At 52.3% G+C, this 15611-nt stretch carries 11 protein-coding genes; 2 read left to right on the forward strand and 9 right to left on the reverse strand.

What is annotated here, in order from left to right:
- Positions 1 to 151: 151 nt before the first annotated feature.
- Positions 152 to 1171 carry a polyprenyl synthetase family protein gene (locus tag ACTJJS_RS29680; protein WP_440667284.1) on the forward strand — a complete coding sequence of 340 codons (1020 nt, stop codon included), beginning with the start codon at positions 152 to 154 and terminating at the stop codon, positions 1169 to 1171.
- A 12-nt stretch (positions 1172 to 1183) separates the two neighbouring features.
- Here ACTJJS_RS29680 and ACTJJS_RS29685 read toward each other — a convergent pair whose 3' ends face one another.
- Together ACTJJS_RS29685 and ACTJJS_RS29690 are read right to left on the reverse strand one after the other, a co-directional pair.
- Positions 1184 to 2185, reverse strand: a complete 1002-nt coding sequence (locus ACTJJS_RS29685) for a terpene synthase family protein (RefSeq protein WP_440667286.1) — start codon at positions 2183 to 2185, stop codon at positions 1184 to 1186.
- A 176-nt stretch (positions 2186 to 2361) separates the two neighbouring features.
- Positions 2362 to 4686 (reverse strand): hypothetical protein, encoded by a 2325-nt coding sequence (locus tag ACTJJS_RS29690; protein ID WP_440667288.1) that lies wholly within the window; start codon positions 4684 to 4686, stop codon positions 2362 to 2364.
- 131 nt (positions 4687 to 4817) lie between these two features.
- Between ACTJJS_RS29690 and ACTJJS_RS29695 the strand changes: the two genes are divergently transcribed.
- The gene (locus ACTJJS_RS29695) at positions 4818 to 5723 is read left to right on the forward strand and encodes an AraC family transcriptional regulator (RefSeq protein WP_440667290.1); all 906 of its coding nucleotides are present in this window, start codon (positions 4818 to 4820) and stop codon (positions 5721 to 5723) included.
- Here ACTJJS_RS29695 and ACTJJS_RS29700 read toward each other — a convergent pair.
- From ACTJJS_RS29700 to ACTJJS_RS29730, 7 genes are all read right to left on the reverse strand, one after another.
- Complete coding sequence (locus ACTJJS_RS29700) at positions 5710 to 6057, reverse strand: L-rhamnose mutarotase (protein WP_440667292.1); 348 nt, start codon at positions 6055 to 6057, stop codon at positions 5710 to 5712. The genes ACTJJS_RS29695 and ACTJJS_RS29700 overlap by 14 nt on opposite strands.
- A gap of 65 nt (positions 6058 to 6122) precedes the next feature.
- The gene (locus tag ACTJJS_RS29705; protein WP_440667447.1) at positions 6123 to 7667 is read right to left on the reverse strand and encodes an SLC5 family protein; all 1545 of its coding nucleotides are present in this window, start codon (positions 7665 to 7667) and stop codon (positions 6123 to 6125) included.
- 22 nt (positions 7668 to 7689) lie between these two features.
- Complete coding sequence (locus ACTJJS_RS29710; protein WP_440667293.1) at positions 7690 to 8862, reverse strand: mandelate racemase/muconate lactonizing enzyme family protein; 1173 nt, start codon at positions 8860 to 8862, stop codon at positions 7690 to 7692.
- Between the two features lie 10 nt (positions 8863 to 8872).
- On the reverse strand, positions 8873 to 9751 hold the full coding sequence (locus tag ACTJJS_RS29715) for an aldo/keto reductase (RefSeq protein WP_440667294.1): 879 nt from the start codon (positions 9749 to 9751) through the stop codon (positions 8873 to 8875).
- An 82-nt stretch (positions 9752 to 9833) separates the two neighbouring features.
- Positions 9834 to 11051 (reverse strand): glycoside hydrolase family 27 protein, encoded by a 1218-nt coding sequence (locus tag ACTJJS_RS29720; RefSeq protein WP_440667295.1) that lies wholly within the window; start codon positions 11049 to 11051, stop codon positions 9834 to 9836.
- Positions 11052 to 11094: 43 nt separating this feature from the next.
- Positions 11095 to 13638: a hypothetical protein gene (locus tag ACTJJS_RS29725; protein ID WP_440667296.1), complete on the reverse strand. Its 2544-nt coding sequence runs from the start codon at positions 13636 to 13638 to the stop codon at positions 11095 to 11097.
- Between the two features lie 150 nt (positions 13639 to 13788).
- On the reverse strand, positions 13789 to 15597 hold the full coding sequence (locus tag ACTJJS_RS29730) for a RagB/SusD family nutrient uptake outer membrane protein (protein ID WP_440667297.1): 1809 nt from the start codon (positions 15595 to 15597) through the stop codon (positions 13789 to 13791).
- Between the last annotated feature and the right edge of the window lie 14 nt (positions 15598 to 15611).

Genomic DNA, 15611 nt, shown 5'->3' on the forward strand with positions numbered 1-15611 from the left:
ACCGGTAACATACAAAAGACGGGCAGGCATCAGTTGCCTGCCCGTCTTTTTTTTACAAATAATAACAATAATTAGGATGCCAAACAAAATACCATCAACTGCAGCGACATTTCCGGACCGATGAGTTATATTAGCTCAAACTGGAAATCCTATGTCCCGGCATCACTCCCCTCAAAACAACGCTACCGGCGAGCAGGCCGTCCTTTCCTTTAATGATTTGCTGGCAGCTTTCGAAGCCCAATTCAATGATCGCCTTTTTCCGAAAAACCCCGCCACATTATATGAGGCAGTTGAATATTCATTAAGCAATGGTGGCAAACGTATCCGTCCCATATTATGCCTGATGGCCAATAACCTCATGGGACCTGTTCACCTGGATGCTTTTTTAGCTGCCAACGCGGTGGAACTCTATCATAATTTCACACTGGTACATGATGACATTATGGACCACGCACCACTGCGTCGCGGGCAACCTACCGTCTATAAAAAATTCAATACCAATACCGCCATCCTCACGGGCGACACCTTACTGCTCTATGTCTTCGAATACCTGAACTGTATACAAGGCGACTACAAACAGGCTGTCACGGCAACATTCCTGGAAGCCGCACTGGCGGTAGGCGAAGGCCAGCAAACAGACCTGGACATGGAAGCCCTGCCGCTCAGCACCATTTCATATAACGACTACCTGGACATGATCACGATGAAAACAGCCGTACTCCTCGCTGCCAGTCTGCAAATAGGCGGCATGATAGGCGGCGCCGGCGAGGAAGACCAGGAACACCTGTACGCCTTCGGTAAAAATATCGGGACCGCCTTCCAGATACAGGACGACTACCTCGACTGCTTCGGGGACCAGGTAAAATTCGGGAAACAAATCTGCGGAGACATTCTGCTCAATAAAAAAACCTTCCTGCTGCTGAAGACTTTCGAATCAGCCACCCCGGCCCAACGTTCACATCTGGAAGAACTCATGGCAGACAACACTATTTATAAAATTGCACCGATGGTACAGCTGTATAAAGACTGTAAAGCGGACCAATGGGCCATCCACGAATGCCAACGGTATCAGGACATCGCGCTGCACCATTTGAAAAGCATCTCTGTACCGGAAGCGCATAAACAGGCATTATTGAGCTTAACAGACATGTTACTGAACAGGGCGCATTAAACCGATGCGCCCCTAGCCGTCCAATGCATTTTTTGCCGTTTGCGCGTCCGGGAATCCGGTCAGCGAATTATACCTGTCCAGCCCCGAAGAGATAGAGCGCCATCCGTTCAGCGTCATGCTGAAGTAATGCACCCTGTTGACCACTGCATCCTGCCAAGGCCCGAAATCGGGCAGAAAACGTTGCAGGTACTGAAACTCGTTCAGGTATTCGTTGTGGATATGGAGGATCTGCCGCACGGCCTCTTCAAAGGAAAGGTTTCCTTGATGCTGTATTACCTTCAACACGTTGTAATAAATAGCGTCTGTGGCTTCGTCTTTTGAAAACGACTGCACTTCGTTGAAACACACCATCATGCGGACCGTCAGCGCCTTGAGGCGTTTTATGACCGGATGCTGATGTACCTCTTCCGGAAGTATCAACCCTGTTTCCAGGTCCAGTAATTCCAGGAAAGGATACAGGCACAAGGAATCTTCCCGGATAGCCAGGTTTTCTTCCACCGTGGGAAATATTTTCAGTGATTTGTAATGCTGTTCCTGCTTTAGGCCATTGAAATACCTTTGCAGGCCCTCCGTAAACCGCGTCATGGATTCCTGCGGCACGAACTGTACCAGTTCCTCCCGCAGCGTGGCGAGCAAGCCACCCAGCGGGATACCGGCGTCGTCGCCGCTGAGCGTGCCTTTCAGCACCGCAAGACTTTGCTGTTCAATAAAACTGATTTCTTCGGGGCTGTATTCTTCATACTTGTCATCATTGTAAAGTGTCCACAACATCAGGCGGCAGGCAGGCCGCAATCGCTCCAGGCTGGCCGTAGGGAACCAGTGGGAGGCAATATGCGCCGTTTTGGTCTTCTTATACTTTTTTCTCGTGAGAGGGTCATCTTTGTACAAAGGCAAATACGTACCATCAATCCATTCGTTGTCAGTAATTTCCTGCATGACTGCTGCATAAGGGTTCTTAAGCATAGGAAAAGGATAGTGAAACTGCGAAACGGCCAGAACATTAGTCGTATTCATAAGAAAAGGGTTTGGATGATGGACAACGGGATAGTAGGACTGCCAATTAAATTTAAAACAATGCAGAGCAGCCCCATTTCAGTACCAGTAGTTTCTTACATGAAAATTCCCCCGGGAAAAATCCCGGGGGACACATATTCTTGCTTTATTCTGTATTTGTTGGGAGGCGTAAACTATTATCTGACCACGGCACCTTCCGGCGTAACCCTTACTGTCACTGTCTGACCGGCGTTTACCACCACGTGCGGCCATTTTACAAATGCGGTACGCGGCAGCGGCACCGCAGCCTCACGGTTGTTCTCCGACAACAGTGACACTGATGCATCATACGCTGTCGGATTGGTGACTGCTATCACCATGACATCTTTTTCTGTTGATACCACCCGGGCCGTCACATGATCAAAGACGTATACTTCTTTTTTGTCTGTGTTGACATAGATACCCGGTATTTCCAGTGCCATGAGCATGCCGGCCGTTTCCGTCCACGAGTTGCGCGTGTTGATAAAATTGCCGGTGCTCTCTTTGCCTTCCGCATCGCTGGGCTGTATACGTTCCATAGACGAACCCATGAGGTTGTTGGTGGTGATATGGCCGGGCATGTTCACCGCTTCTGCATGCGCATGCTGGATATCCCGCAGGAGATCAGCATACAGCGGATCGCCGGTAGCGCGGAACAGTCTGAACAACGCATCACCGGAAGAAGTGCAGACACCTGGCGCAGCGTGTTTATTCTGGATACTGGCCCATACCGCGCCGGCCATATGGCTTTTTAACTTGTCAATAGCGCTTCCGGACGGAAAAACAGGGTCATAGGAAAGTGCCCATGTAGCACAGAGGGCGGCCTGTGTTGCTGCCTTTTGCAGCCAGTGCCGTTCCCCTGAATACTCATACATGGACACCAGCGACTCCAGCAGACCGAATGCCGATTCTGAATTGGCATCGTGAGAAATATCCCCGCAGTCGCCGCCTGTAAGACCCTGTTTTTCTACATCACGGAGGTAATAAAAGGCGGACGCCTGTTTAGCTATCCTCGTCCATGCCCTAACGTGAAAATAACGGGAGGCCAGCATCATGCCCGCAGGCACGATGGCCCCCGCGGTGGAATTATAAACCGCTATCTCTCCGGTACGCGGAGCAATATATTGTCCGAACTCGCCATGTTTCTCCCAGGTGGCCGCAAAGGCCGTTGCCAGCCGTTTGGCCGCCAGCTCCCATTCCGGCCTGATCATCCGGCCGTAACCCTGCGCTTTGAGCAGCATCAGGTGTTTCATCAGCCAAAACAAAACGTCGCCGTTTTTCCTTACCATGGCCTGTAATTCAGGGAAATCCGGATGCATCTTTTCAGGTCGTAACCTGCCATCGGCAGTGATGCCACCGTAGAAATAGCCGCTTTCGCCCTGCAGTTTTCCGGTGACAAAATCCAGCTCCCTTGCCACGCGTTCCCTTTCTTTTTCGTCATTCAAAGCCAGCATGGGGTAGGTATTGATCATACCGCTCACCCATCCCAACTGGAAATCGTTATTATTTTCCGGCCTGTAATAGGCGCCTGTCTTTACTTCTATAAAATTACCCCGGCAGATGTCAGTCGCACATTGCAGCAGTTTGCTCATGGGCAGTATGTCGCGAGGCTGATTAGGCCCGCTCAGCGCTTTGCGTACCGTCATAAAACGGCGTAGCAAGGCAGGGATATCTTCCGCATCAAAAACATATACACGGTAATGCAGCGTCACTTCATCGCCGGCCTGCCAATCGGGCGCATGGTCGCCGCTGAGGTGAAAGTCTCCAAATCCCGGCGCCAGCCGGCGTACGGCCGGTGCTGATATAGACAGCACACAACTGTCTTTTGCGCTGTTTTCCGCGATGGTAAGGCCGCTGTTTCCCAGGCTGGTCTGCTGCGTGGTGAGCACAATACACCCCTTCTTTTCCTCCGGGGAGAAAAAACAGATCGCCGGTGTGGCCGCGTTGGTGGTTTGCAGCGTTATTACTGACGGTTTCCCTTTTTCATCCGACAAACGCGGGTTATTGGCAATCGTCAGCGGCACATGAGGATTGTAATACATGTCGCGGGGATATTCAGGGTTGTAGCCATTACCAATAGACCGGTAACGGTTGCCATTGTACACCGAAGCCGGAACCAGCACATAATGTTGCGCGCTCCAATGGCTAAAATCCAGCGATACCGTTACCGCGCTTTGCGCCGCACGGCCCTGCGCCAGCCGGCATACCACCTGTACGTCGGCGGCGCCATCGGGCAACATCGTGGTACGCGTTTGCAATTGCCAGTCGCCGCCGCCGGTCTGCAACCGCCCATGCTGAAAAGTTTGTTCGGAAAGTAATGTTGTGCCATCGTACCGGCCAATGCTGTACCGCAGCGAGCCGTGTAACCGGCCGAGCAGCGCCTCAGCTGTCAGCTGCTGTGCGTGCAGCGCGCCTGTAGCCCCAAGCAGCAGGCTTATCGCAAAAAGAAAGTACTTTATCTGTTTGTTGCTATCGTTGTTCATGCAGTATTTCACTACACAAAAATCCGTTATGCGAGGTCATTATACCACCCCTTATTTGACGATTACCTATACTTTTTTTGCTTCCATAAAATCAGCTGTTAAAATGCCAACCTGACTTAAAATTTACTAATTTGGCACCAGGAGTATGCCACACTATGCAGTACATTTATGAGAACTTCACATTTCCTCCCGACCAGTCATTTACCATCCGGTCAGAATTACTGGAGATCAGGAGATATACGGCTTTGAAGTCACACGTGAATTTTGAGATCGCGCTGATTGAAAACTGCAGCGGCAAGCGTTTCATCGGCGATCATATCCGGGACTTTGAAGGCACCGAGCTGGTATTGCTCGGCAGTTATCTGCCGCATTGCTGGCAATACTATCAACCGGTAGATCCTTTGCAGCCGCCGGCGGCGACAGTTATTCATTTCTTCCCTGACTTCCTGGGCCGGCAACTGCTGGAGAAACCGGAAGCCCGGCAGCTCAATGCGCTTTTCGAAAAAGCCTCCAGGGGACTGCTTTTCACCGGCCCTACCATCACCACCGCCAGGAACCTCATGCAGGAAATGCTGGTCCAGTCAGGGCTTACCCGGGCCGTGCTGATGCTGCAACTGCTGGACGTGCTGGCACAGTCGGAGTATGCGGAAATACTTTCTTCCCCGTATTTCAACGCGGTGGACAACTCCGGGGAAGCCAACAAGATCAACAAGGTATTTGATTATATCTTCAGCAACTTCAGAGAGGATATAGCGTTGCAGGACGTGGCGGACCTTATACCTATGTCTGCCGCGGCATTTTGCCGTTTCTTCAAAAGGAAAACCAACCGCACGTTAATAGATTTTGTAAAGGAAGTACGGATCGGCCATGCCGCCAAACTATTACTGGAAGGGCATCATAACGTAGCAGAAGCCTGCTATGAGAGCGGGTATAACAATATCTCCAATTTCAACAAACACTTCAAGGATATTAAAGGCGTATCGCCCCGTGATTTCATCAAAAGGTATAACGAGCATACCCTCGCTATTCCTTCCTGAATTCATAGAAAGGCTTAGCCTCCACCCAGGTCTCGCCCTGTGCTGTGCCTGGCACGCCTGCCTGGTACCCGGACATCAGGCGGTTCCACTCGGCACAGCGCGGGCTGTAGCCTTCGGCCGTTTTGCCCATCTGTTGCAGGTCCGCACCCACCGGCACTACGATCTTCATCACCACTAAATACCGGTACCTGTAAAGCGTGATTTTCTGATACCCGGCTTTCCGGAAGCCGGCCTCCACTTCTGGCCATACCTGCTGATGGTAACGAAGATATTCCTCCAGCTTCGTTTGTTCCGGCACAATATTCACCACAAAAATCTTCTCTTCTGTTTTCATGTTTTTACAGCTGCCGCATGCCATGGCGCATACGATCAAAAACACACCTGTTATTCTGTTTATCATCATTTTAATAAAAGATAAATTATCAACATAACAACCGCCAATACCGCCCATCCAGCCCAAACCCTGCGTGACAGCCGGGTTCCCGCTGCAGAGACAAACACCGGTTTATCATCCGTGACAGGCGACGGCGCTGTCAGCAACGACACCACCACGATCAGCAACGCCAGTCCCAAAAAAAGATATACCGATAATAACAGGAAATGAGGCCAGAAGCCCTTATAGGGATAGTTCAGCAAGTAACACACGCCCACCAGCAGGCACACAGACCCGCCGCCATACAATACCGTCACTACTGCCGGGGTGTTGGTCCGCTTCCAGAAAATGGACGCCAGAAATACCACCGACAATGGCGGCGCCAGGATAGACACCATGCCTTGCGTAATTTCAAACAGCCCTTTGCCGGAAAACAGGAACAGCGCTGCAATGCCTATGGCCAGCAATGCGGCCAGCACGGTCACCCACCGGCCCGTACGCAACCGGCCGGCATCGTCCGTTGTTCGGAACTGTGCCACCACGTCCAGCGTAAACACCGTGCTGAATGAATTGAGGCCCGACGACACGGTATCAATCAATGCGGCGATCAATGCCGCCAGGCAAAGGCCCCGGAAACCATCCGGCATCAGTTGCTGCACCAGCGTGATATACGCATTGTCAGCCGTGGTGATGTCCCGGTATAAAATAAAACAAATAATGCCCGGCAGCAGGAAAATAAGCGGGGTGATCATCTTCAGCGCGGCAATGAACAACGCGCCATACTGCCCTTCCCGCAGGTCTTTTGCTCCCAGCAGCTTCTGCACGATGGTCTGGTCTGCGCACCAGTAATAAATTGCCACTACCGGGTATCCTGCCAGAATAGCTACCCACGAGTATTCCCGGTCATCGGCGCCATGCAGCAGTTTCCAGAAATTCCGCGGCACCTCGTGATGAACGGCACCGGTTTTCATCATGCTGTTGAAAGCCAGCACGGTCAGTATCAGCGAAGAAACGATGATGATGACCGACTGGAAAATACCGGTGCGCACCACTGCCCTGAATCCACCCACCGAGGTATAGCTGGTAGCGATCAGCGCTATCAGCGCCACGGCGTACATCAGCGGACAGCCCAGCACCTGCGAGATCACCAGTCCGCCGGCGTACAACGCGCTGCCCAACCATACCACCAGTATAGACACCAGGCTGTATATCACGAGAAAATTATAGGCGCTCTTGCCATAGCGGTGCAGCAGGTACTGCGGAATGGTGCTGATACCGGCCGACAGGTACCGCGGCAGGAAAAACATGGCCAGCAGCAACAGGAATATCCATGCCAGCCACTCAAAGTTAGCGCCCACCACGCCCTGGGAGAAGCCCAGGCTGGACATGCCGATCAGCATCATAGGACCTGCATTGGCGCTGAACATGGAGAACCCGATCTGCCACCATCGCAGCGAACGGCCGCCCAGGAAGATGTCCTGCTCCCTGTTTCTGCCCAGGAAAAAACCTAACGCAAAAAGGGCGATGATATACAGCACCAGCACTACGCCATCCACACCGGTAAGCGACATGTTCACAGGCAAGTATTAAAGATCATAGTGATACAATAGGTGAATATTTCCTGACGTTCTGATCATTCCAGTAATATTGTTTTACAATTTTATCTGCGCTCCGGCAGTAGTCCCAGTCCACCCGTACCGGCAGACCGGCAATGTCCGGCAACACAAAGCAGCCGTTCTTCCATTCGGGACAAACGCTGAAATAACGCTCCAGTCCTGACATGATAGAGTACAGGTACTCCACTTCGCATGCTTCGTCAGCAGTGGCCATCAGCGAGGCGGTAAACAACGAATATCCGCCGGAGGAAAAATCAACGCCGCTCTTTGCCGCCAGGTCCCTGACTTCTTTCCATTCGTTCACTCCGCCCAGGTGCGTAGGCACCGGTTGCAGGTGGCGCACGCCCATGTTCACCAAGGTAGGGAATAAACGGGAAGTTCTTTCCGATTCACCGAAAGAAACCCGCAATGGTGTCTGGCTGCATAGTACACCTATCTGTTCAAATGCCGCAGAGTGGATCGGTTCTTCAAACCAGGCCACATCAGCCACAGCGATCATATCAGCAAAGCGCAACGCCTGCTCACCGCTCCATATCTGGTTGGCGTCCACCGCCAGGCGAACATCTTTTCCCAGCAGGCTGCGGACAAACTTCACACGGGCGGCATCCTCCCCCATCATGGTGCCAAATGCCTTCCCTACCTTCATCTTGTAACAGTCCACTCCCGCTTCCATAAAACGGTCCACCTCCTGTTCCAGTTCCTGCAGCGTATAGTTGGTACCGCCGCCACTGCCATACATTTTTACCGTGTCCCTCTCCGCATGCAGGAAGCGGTGCAACGGCACGCCTTCGCGGCGGGCCGCGAGGTCATGCAGCGCCAGGTCTATCTGCCCTACCAACGCCGATGCCGGCCCCCTGAAACCTTCGTTCCGGATAGACCAGTACAACTGGTGATACAATTTGTGATAGGGCACATGATGGCTGTGCAGCAGAATGGGCAGCAGGCAGTTTTCCAGGATATTGATATAACTGCTGTACACCGGTGCTTCACCGATAAAGCCGTTTTCGTCTTCCAGAGTGATCAGCGCAAGGCCGAAGGATGGGAAAGGGCCCATGGTGGCATCCTGGATGGGCGTTACCGCCATGGCCGGTTCCAGCTCCCGCAATTGCACGCTGGTGATGTTAAAGATTTGATGATCGATGGTATACAATGGTAGCTGTTTACTTATTACAATCCAGTATTTCCTGGTATATCGTTTCCGGCAGCGGGCCTTGCCGGAAAGCAGACAGACTTTCTTCCAGCTCCGTCACGCAGGAAGCGCCTATCACGATACTGAACGCACGTGGGACCGTCAGCAGAAAACGATGGGCCAATACCGGTAACGGAAGATGGTGTTTTGCTGCGATCAGCTGTAGACGCTGTGCAGTGGCAATACTGCCGGCAGGCAGCCATTGCGGCGGTTGCTGTTGCCAGGCCTGGAAATTCCGGCCCAGCAGTCCCATATAAAGCGGACTGGCGGCATAATACGCCATTCCCCTGGTGTTGCAGAAAGGCAGCCGGTCCTTAAGCGCCGCTGTACTACAGGCGTTCAGCCTGTTGAATTCCATGATCACATCAAAAACACCTGTTTTAATATAGGCTTCCATCCACAACGGGATGTTGCCGCCCAGGCCGATTTTTTTCACGAGTCCCTGCTGCTTAAGGTGCAACATGACCGCCACCACCTGATCGCCTTCTTGCTCGGGCACCGCTTCCGGATCATGCAGGAATAATATGTCCAATACCGGCACACCCAATGTTTTCAGCGAACGGTATACGCTGTTCATAATGCCGGCAGCGGAATAATCGTAATACGCTTCATCTGCGGCGTATGACCGCAGCCTGCCGGCTTTGGTGCTGATAACGGGCACCGGGCCTTTCCATTGTTTCAACGCATCGCTCACGATCTCTTCTGCATCGCCATATGCCGGCGCGGTATCTATGGCAGCGATGCCGTTTTCCAGCGCTGTCAGTAAAGTGCGGACAGCTGCAGACCGATCCACTTTGCCCCATACGCCGCCAAGACCAGCTGTCCCTAACACTATACTTTTTGCATTCATTCAAAAAAATCTAATCACTTACAGATATAAATGTAGCGCCGTCAACATAGCGTTACAACATATAAATTGACTTTAACCAATGCTATTTTTGCCCGGCTTTCAGGAGATACACTGCACAGTCATGTGCGCCCAGTTGCCCTTTCAATGTCTTTACGGGCTTGCCGCTCCAGACGTCTGTTACCTGGAAAGGCTGCCAGAGAGCGAGGTCTTTTTTCAGGTCTATGTCAAAAGACTGCCCATTGGCGGCACGGTTGAATACACACACCGCCATATCCCCGTGCTGCAATGGTTTCAGCAGCACCTGGAGATCATTCCGTTTCAAAACGGTGGTCGCCTGTTTGCCCAGCGCGTCCTGGTTGATGGCAATCAGTTGTGGGTTGGTGATCAGCTGCAACACGTCCGGCGTGATATGCTTCAGGTCCATATTCACCATGAGTGGAGCGGCCAGCATACACCACAGCGCAAAATGCGTGCGGTACTCTGTAGCGGTGCAGCCTTTAAAGCGGCCGTCTACAGAAGAAGAGGCGCCTTTGCCGTAAAGACCTACCATCAGCAGGTCCGGATCATTCCAGCCGCCAGGGCCGGCATAGGAAGCCAGGTGTTCCTGCTGGTGGAATATCTCCATAATACCGGTGAGATTGTTGTCATGCGATTCCCATACGTCGCGGCTGTCCCAGGTGGTACGCCACAGATGGCCGCCAGCCGCCCTGGCCCACAGCCAGGGTTTGCGCTGTCCCCATTCACAGATAGAATAGACTATAGGGCGGCCACACTTTTTCAGGGCATCGCCCATGCGGGCATACCGGCTGAACGCAGTGGCCACATCTTCCGGCGCATTGCAATAGTCGTACTTCAGGAAATCGATGCCCCAGGCCGCGAAAGTACGGGCGTCCTGTTCCTCGAAATTGTAACTCCCGGTAACACCGCCACAGGTCAGCATGGCGGCATCTGAGTAAATACCCAGCTTCAGCCCTTTTCCGTGTACATAATCCGCCAGGTATTTCATGCCATGCGGAAACCGTTCCGGGTCAGGAAAAAGATTGTTGTGTTTATCACGGCCGGCCACCCAGTGGTCATCTATCACCAGATAACGGTAGCCGGCGTCTTTCATACCGTTGGCGGCCATGGCATCGGCCATGTCCATGATCACCTGCTCGCTGACCCTGGCTTCAAAGAAGTTCCAGCTGTTCCATCCCATGGGTGGCGTCATGGCCAGTGAATCCCAGGCATTGTAACGGGTTTGTGCAATAACAGGCAGACTGCAGACGATGACTGCCAACAGGAAAATAATTTTTTTCATTGTTCGTGGAAGGTATGTTCACGGTAAATATCTGCAAAAAACATCAGAATTTAATGGGCGCTCCTATAACGGGCACCACCAGTTCAAACCGTACTTTGTCGTCCTGTACAGGGTGAATGGCTGCTACAGTGATATTACCTGGGCCTTTGCCTATATGTAAACCACCTTTCGCAGGAAGCTGTTCCAATAACCGGCGGCCATTGTCTGCCAGCCAGAGTTGTCCGTTTTTGTAGATAATATACTGGCCTGCACCGATACGTTTATCAATGGTCAGTTCTGTATTGTCTGTGAGCCGGACCTTCAGGCCCTGTACTGCTGCGTCTTTGGGGCCGGTGACTTTGATTGAAAACACCAGCGGCTGTTCTTTAAATTCATTCTGTAACGGTAACGTTGCACCAGCGAAGGCCTGTTCAGAAAACCTGTTTTCCTTTACGGGATATAACCGGAAAACGTTGGCGCTGGCTTTCTCCAGGTGGAATTTATAGTCGAGGTCTTTTAGTTTCTCTTTCAGCGCAGTTGTGAATTTATTGGCGGCACGCGCTTCTTCCCAGAGACGGAAGGCGTTGAATATCGCGGCTTTTTCGCCGCTGGCCTCTACTGTCTGCTGGCTCAAACCCAGCATGTACGTGGCATTCCAGCCGATGGATTTTGCTTCGAGGTTTTCCGCATCATACAGGCCCCAGTCTGCCTGATAGTTTTGAATACCGAAGGTGGCGGGGAAATAGCTGCTTTCAAACACGTACCGCATATCTTTTCCTTCTATGCCCCATTTATTTTTCACAGGGCTGAACATATGATCGCCGCCGCCTACGTTGCAGACGCTCATATAATGCCAGTTGCCTTCCTGTACGGCGCTGCCCATGACCCGCAGGTACTTGCCGCCGTGGCGGTAATAACTGTCGAAAAGCCCGCGGAAGAAACGTTTGAACGAATACTGCCCGTGGCCCTGGTACATACAGCTTTCCAGTCCGTCGAAATCGATATAGTCCATACCGCCTTCTGTGAGCCATTTCCCGTAATAGTCCGCATATACGTCCTGCAGGCGCATGTCCGGCGCAAAGCCGCGGTAGCAATTAGGCTGCAGTTTCACGATGGTGGTACCGGCCTTGTAGCTTCCACGCGCGGTATGGTGAAACCCTCTTTTAACATGGAGGAAAGTATACGGCGGCGTACGGGTGATGCCGTCGTATTCGATCAGCTCCTTCCCTATTTTCAATACGTTGGTATGATTGCCTTCCCATCCGCCAAATTCATGGAAGTACGCAGTGTCCGCCACGGTGATGATGGTATCGTTCGGCGACAGGTCCTTTGTGATGACGGTGCGCTGCATGATAGCCAGGCTGTCGCTGGGCACCGGGGCCACGTCGCTGTTGTCATCGGGTTGCAGGAACTCGCAGAGCGTATGCAAACCATAGCGGATGCCTTGTTGTTTCATCAGTGCGCCAAAAGCGGGGATGCTCATGGCAGGTTGGCCCACAAAGCTGATCTGCCGTGTTTTCCAGCGGTTGGCCGGATTGGGATAGTATTCTCCCCAGCCTTCATCCTGTACGCCCTGTATTTTCAGTTGCCCGGAATAGGCCGCCAGGCTGTCGTGCGGACCGTACCAGGCAATATCAGGGCGATAGGCGGCCGGGTCTTTGATCCATTTGCCCTCAATAGTGGGATGTGGTAATCCTTCGGCCAATACTATTTTTTCGATGGTGTTGAGTCCCAGCGAATCAGGACAGGCGTACAACGCTACTGCAGAACCGATATAGTCCGCATCGGTTGCGGTGACCAGCTGGTACCGGGCTGAATTGGCTTTCCCTTCCACGCCTTCCGGGTAGTCAGGGAAACGGACCATCTGCTCTTTGCGCCTGTTGCGCGCATGCATACAGATCGTGGCGCCATAGGCCGGCTCCAGCTTTGCGCCGTTGCCGTAGTTCATCCGGAAGTATTCTTCCGGCTGCGAATAAAAAGCCACATCGTTTACACCATCACCACCGATACTAAAGGTCTGCCCTTCTTTCAAATGCGCGGGCAACGGGTATTTCACCGGATCAGGGGAATGGATGAAATAATACATAAAAGAGAGGTCGCCCTCTGTAGGAGGGCCACTGGTGGTATTATCATCCAGCCCCAACAGGCCGAAGGCAAACTCCTTGTTCCGGACCACGCCGATCACGTCTCCGATGAGCGTGGAAATAGTAGTTTTATACGGTCCCCAGACGATATTGTCCACGCCTTCCCTTTTCGTCAGCGACAGCAGTTGCAGCTTCAGGTATTCCGGCCGCTGGTCAATTTTTATTCTGGCTTCAGATCCATTGGGGTACCGCAGCAGCATTTCACGTTGTTGCGGCGTATATATGGCCTGTTCCGGCAAGAGGTATTGTTTACCGGTACAGAGGCTCATCAGTGCCGATGTAAGTCCCTTCGGGTGATATTCCCGGCCGTTCTTCTTGTTCCTGACAGAAGATATATATCCTTTGTTATCGATGGTGACAACAGCGTACTTTGTTTGCAGCGTGGTGGACTGCGCGCAAAGGCCGCTGGTATGGAAAAGTAGTGACAACAGTACAGTCATTCGCCTAAGGCCGCCTGCATTCATGAAAAAAGAATTTAAATAGAATAAACCCCAAATTACCGTTAACATCATCACAATAATCAACAATAAATTATCAAATACCGATGATTTATTTGCCCTAAAACAAAAACCGGCAGCTATTGACAGCCGCCGGTCTTATGAATACGAAACATATTATTGCAGCGGATCGAAAGAGCCGCCCCACTCTTTGTTTTGCAGCAGCACGTTCTGTGACTGCGAGATCTGGTCAGGTTTCAGCGCGAAGAACCAGTGGTTCAGGTCGAGGCCGAACTTCACGCCGGCATCGCCGTCGAGGTTATCGATGTAGCGGGCGGTGAATTTAGCCCTGGTAGGAGCGTCCATGATATTGTCTGCCGGTGTCACCATTTGTCCGTCTTTCAGGGTGATGTAGAGTCCATGGCGTCCGCCCTGGCTGTTGAGGATATCGTACCGTTTCCAACGGCGCAGGTCATCGAAGCGTTTGCCTTCAAAAGCAAATTCCACCTGTCTTTCGCGGATATAGGCGTCCCGTATAGCGGCGGTGGTGGCCGCTGTAATGCCGTAGGTATTACCTGCTCCCGGCGTGATGCCCGCACGCTGACGGATGCTGTACAACACCTGCAGCGCTTCTCCTGACTTGCCCAGCTCATTGGCACATTCGCCGTAGTTCATCAGCACTTCGGCAAACCGGATCTCCGGCCAGTCGGTGCCGGACTGGTACACCAGCGCGCTGGTCACGGTCGTATCCAGTCCTTTGCGGTCGAAGAAACCGGTGATGCCCGGGTTTCCGGGCATACCGGGATGAATGACAATGGAAGCATTGGTGTAGCGGTTGTTGGCAGCGTCGTACTGCCATACGTTCCAGTAGCTGTTGCCGCTCACATAAGACGGCGGGATCTGGTCCGGCGTAGGATATGGAATACCGCCATAGAATACGGTCGCATAAAACCGGTCATCCCTGTTGGTATAAAAATCATTCATAAAAGCGGTATTGTAATCCGGGTCGTTCAGCTTGTTGACATCAAACTGCATGGGCGTGCCATCCCGTTTGGGGAATGCGAGCAACAACGACAGCAGCGGCTGATTGTTGTTGGAAGCGTCCCTGGTGAAAGGCTCCGCCCGGACACCGTTAAAGGAATTGGCATGGATAGGGTACCAGAACTGGTTGACCATGATCACCTCTTTGTTACGTTCCTGGTACCAGATATTACGGAAGCTGGGATGCAAAGCATGTCCGGCGCTTATTGCGGCGTCCATTGCTGCTTTGCAGGCATCGTAGGCCGATTGCCAGCGGGCGGCGTCACCGTTAGGATTAAACAACGGGCTGGCGTAAGTGAGCAGCACGCGGCCTTTAAAAGCCATGGCCGCCACTTTGGTAATGCGGCCGTAGTCTTGTCCTGCGTTGGGGTATACCGCGGGCAGCGACTGTATGGCATCGTCGAGGTCTTTTACAATTTGCGCCACACATTCGGATGTTTTGTTGCGCGGCACAAACAACGAAGGTTTGTTGAGATAGTCCTGGGTGTGCAGTATCAACGGTATGCCGCCGGTCTGTCGTACCATTCCCCAGTAGCTCCATGCGCGCCAGAATTTTGCTTCGCCGGCAAAGCGGCTGTTGCGTTCCGCCGAAATAACGGTGGCAGGCGCCTTTTCCAGGTTATCGAGGAAATAGTTGATTTTTTCGATGTATTGATAATCCAGTTTGGTATTGGTGTTGCTTACGCTGATAATACCACGCCGGTAATCGTCGAGACTTCTCGGCGTGGAAATGCCTTCGTCGGCATCACTGCCGTTGAAAGGCCATCCAGGCATCAGGCCTCCGTATATATCGGATAAATAAGCCTGGATCATAGTGGAGTCTTTCCATACATTTTCAGGGGACATGGCGCTCACATTGTCATAGTCGAGGCCCTTCTTGCAGGAGCACAGCTGAACGGCGGCCAGGGTGGCCAGCGCGATGCTGAGGGTATGTATACGTTTCATCTTTTTCTGTTTTA

This window comes from Chitinophaga sp. 22308, assembly GCF_052045305.1.
GTDB classification, from domain to species: domain Bacteria; phylum Bacteroidota; class Bacteroidia; order Chitinophagales; family Chitinophagaceae; genus Chitinophaga; species Chitinophaga varians_A.

Excerpts from the sequence above, each read along its gene's own strand:
- ACTJJS_RS29680 (WP_440667284.1), top strand. The coding sequence starts at position 152 with ATGTCCCGGCATCACTCCCCTCAAAACAACGCTACCGGCGAGCAGGCC.
- ACTJJS_RS29685 (WP_440667286.1), bottom strand. The coding sequence starts at position 2,185 with ATGAATACGACTAATGTTCTGGCCGTTTCGCAGTTTCACTATCCTTTT.
- ACTJJS_RS29690 (WP_440667288.1), bottom strand. The coding sequence starts at position 4,686 with ATGAACAACGATAGCAACAAACAGATAAAGTACTTTCTTTTTGCGATA.
- ACTJJS_RS29700 (WP_440667292.1), bottom strand. The coding sequence starts at position 6,057 with ATGAAAACAGAAGAGAAGATTTTTGTGGTGAATATTGTGCCGGAACAA.
- ACTJJS_RS29705 (WP_440667447.1), bottom strand. The coding sequence starts at position 7,667 with ATGTCGCTTACCGGTGTGGATGGCGTAGTGCTGGTGCTGTATATCATC.
- ACTJJS_RS29715 (WP_440667294.1), bottom strand. The coding sequence starts at position 9,751 with ATGAATGCAAAAAGTATAGTGTTAGGGACAGCTGGTCTTGGCGGCGTA.
- ACTJJS_RS29720 (WP_440667295.1), bottom strand. The coding sequence starts at position 11,051 with ATGAAAAAAATTATTTTCCTGTTGGCAGTCATCGTCTGCAGTCTGCCT.
- ACTJJS_RS29725 (WP_440667296.1), bottom strand. The coding sequence starts at position 13,638 with ATGAATGCAGGCGGCCTTAGGCGAATGACTGTACTGTTGTCACTACTT.
- ACTJJS_RS29730 (WP_440667297.1), bottom strand. The coding sequence starts at position 15,597 with ATGAAACGTATACATACCCTCAGCATCGCGCTGGCCACCCTGGCCGCC.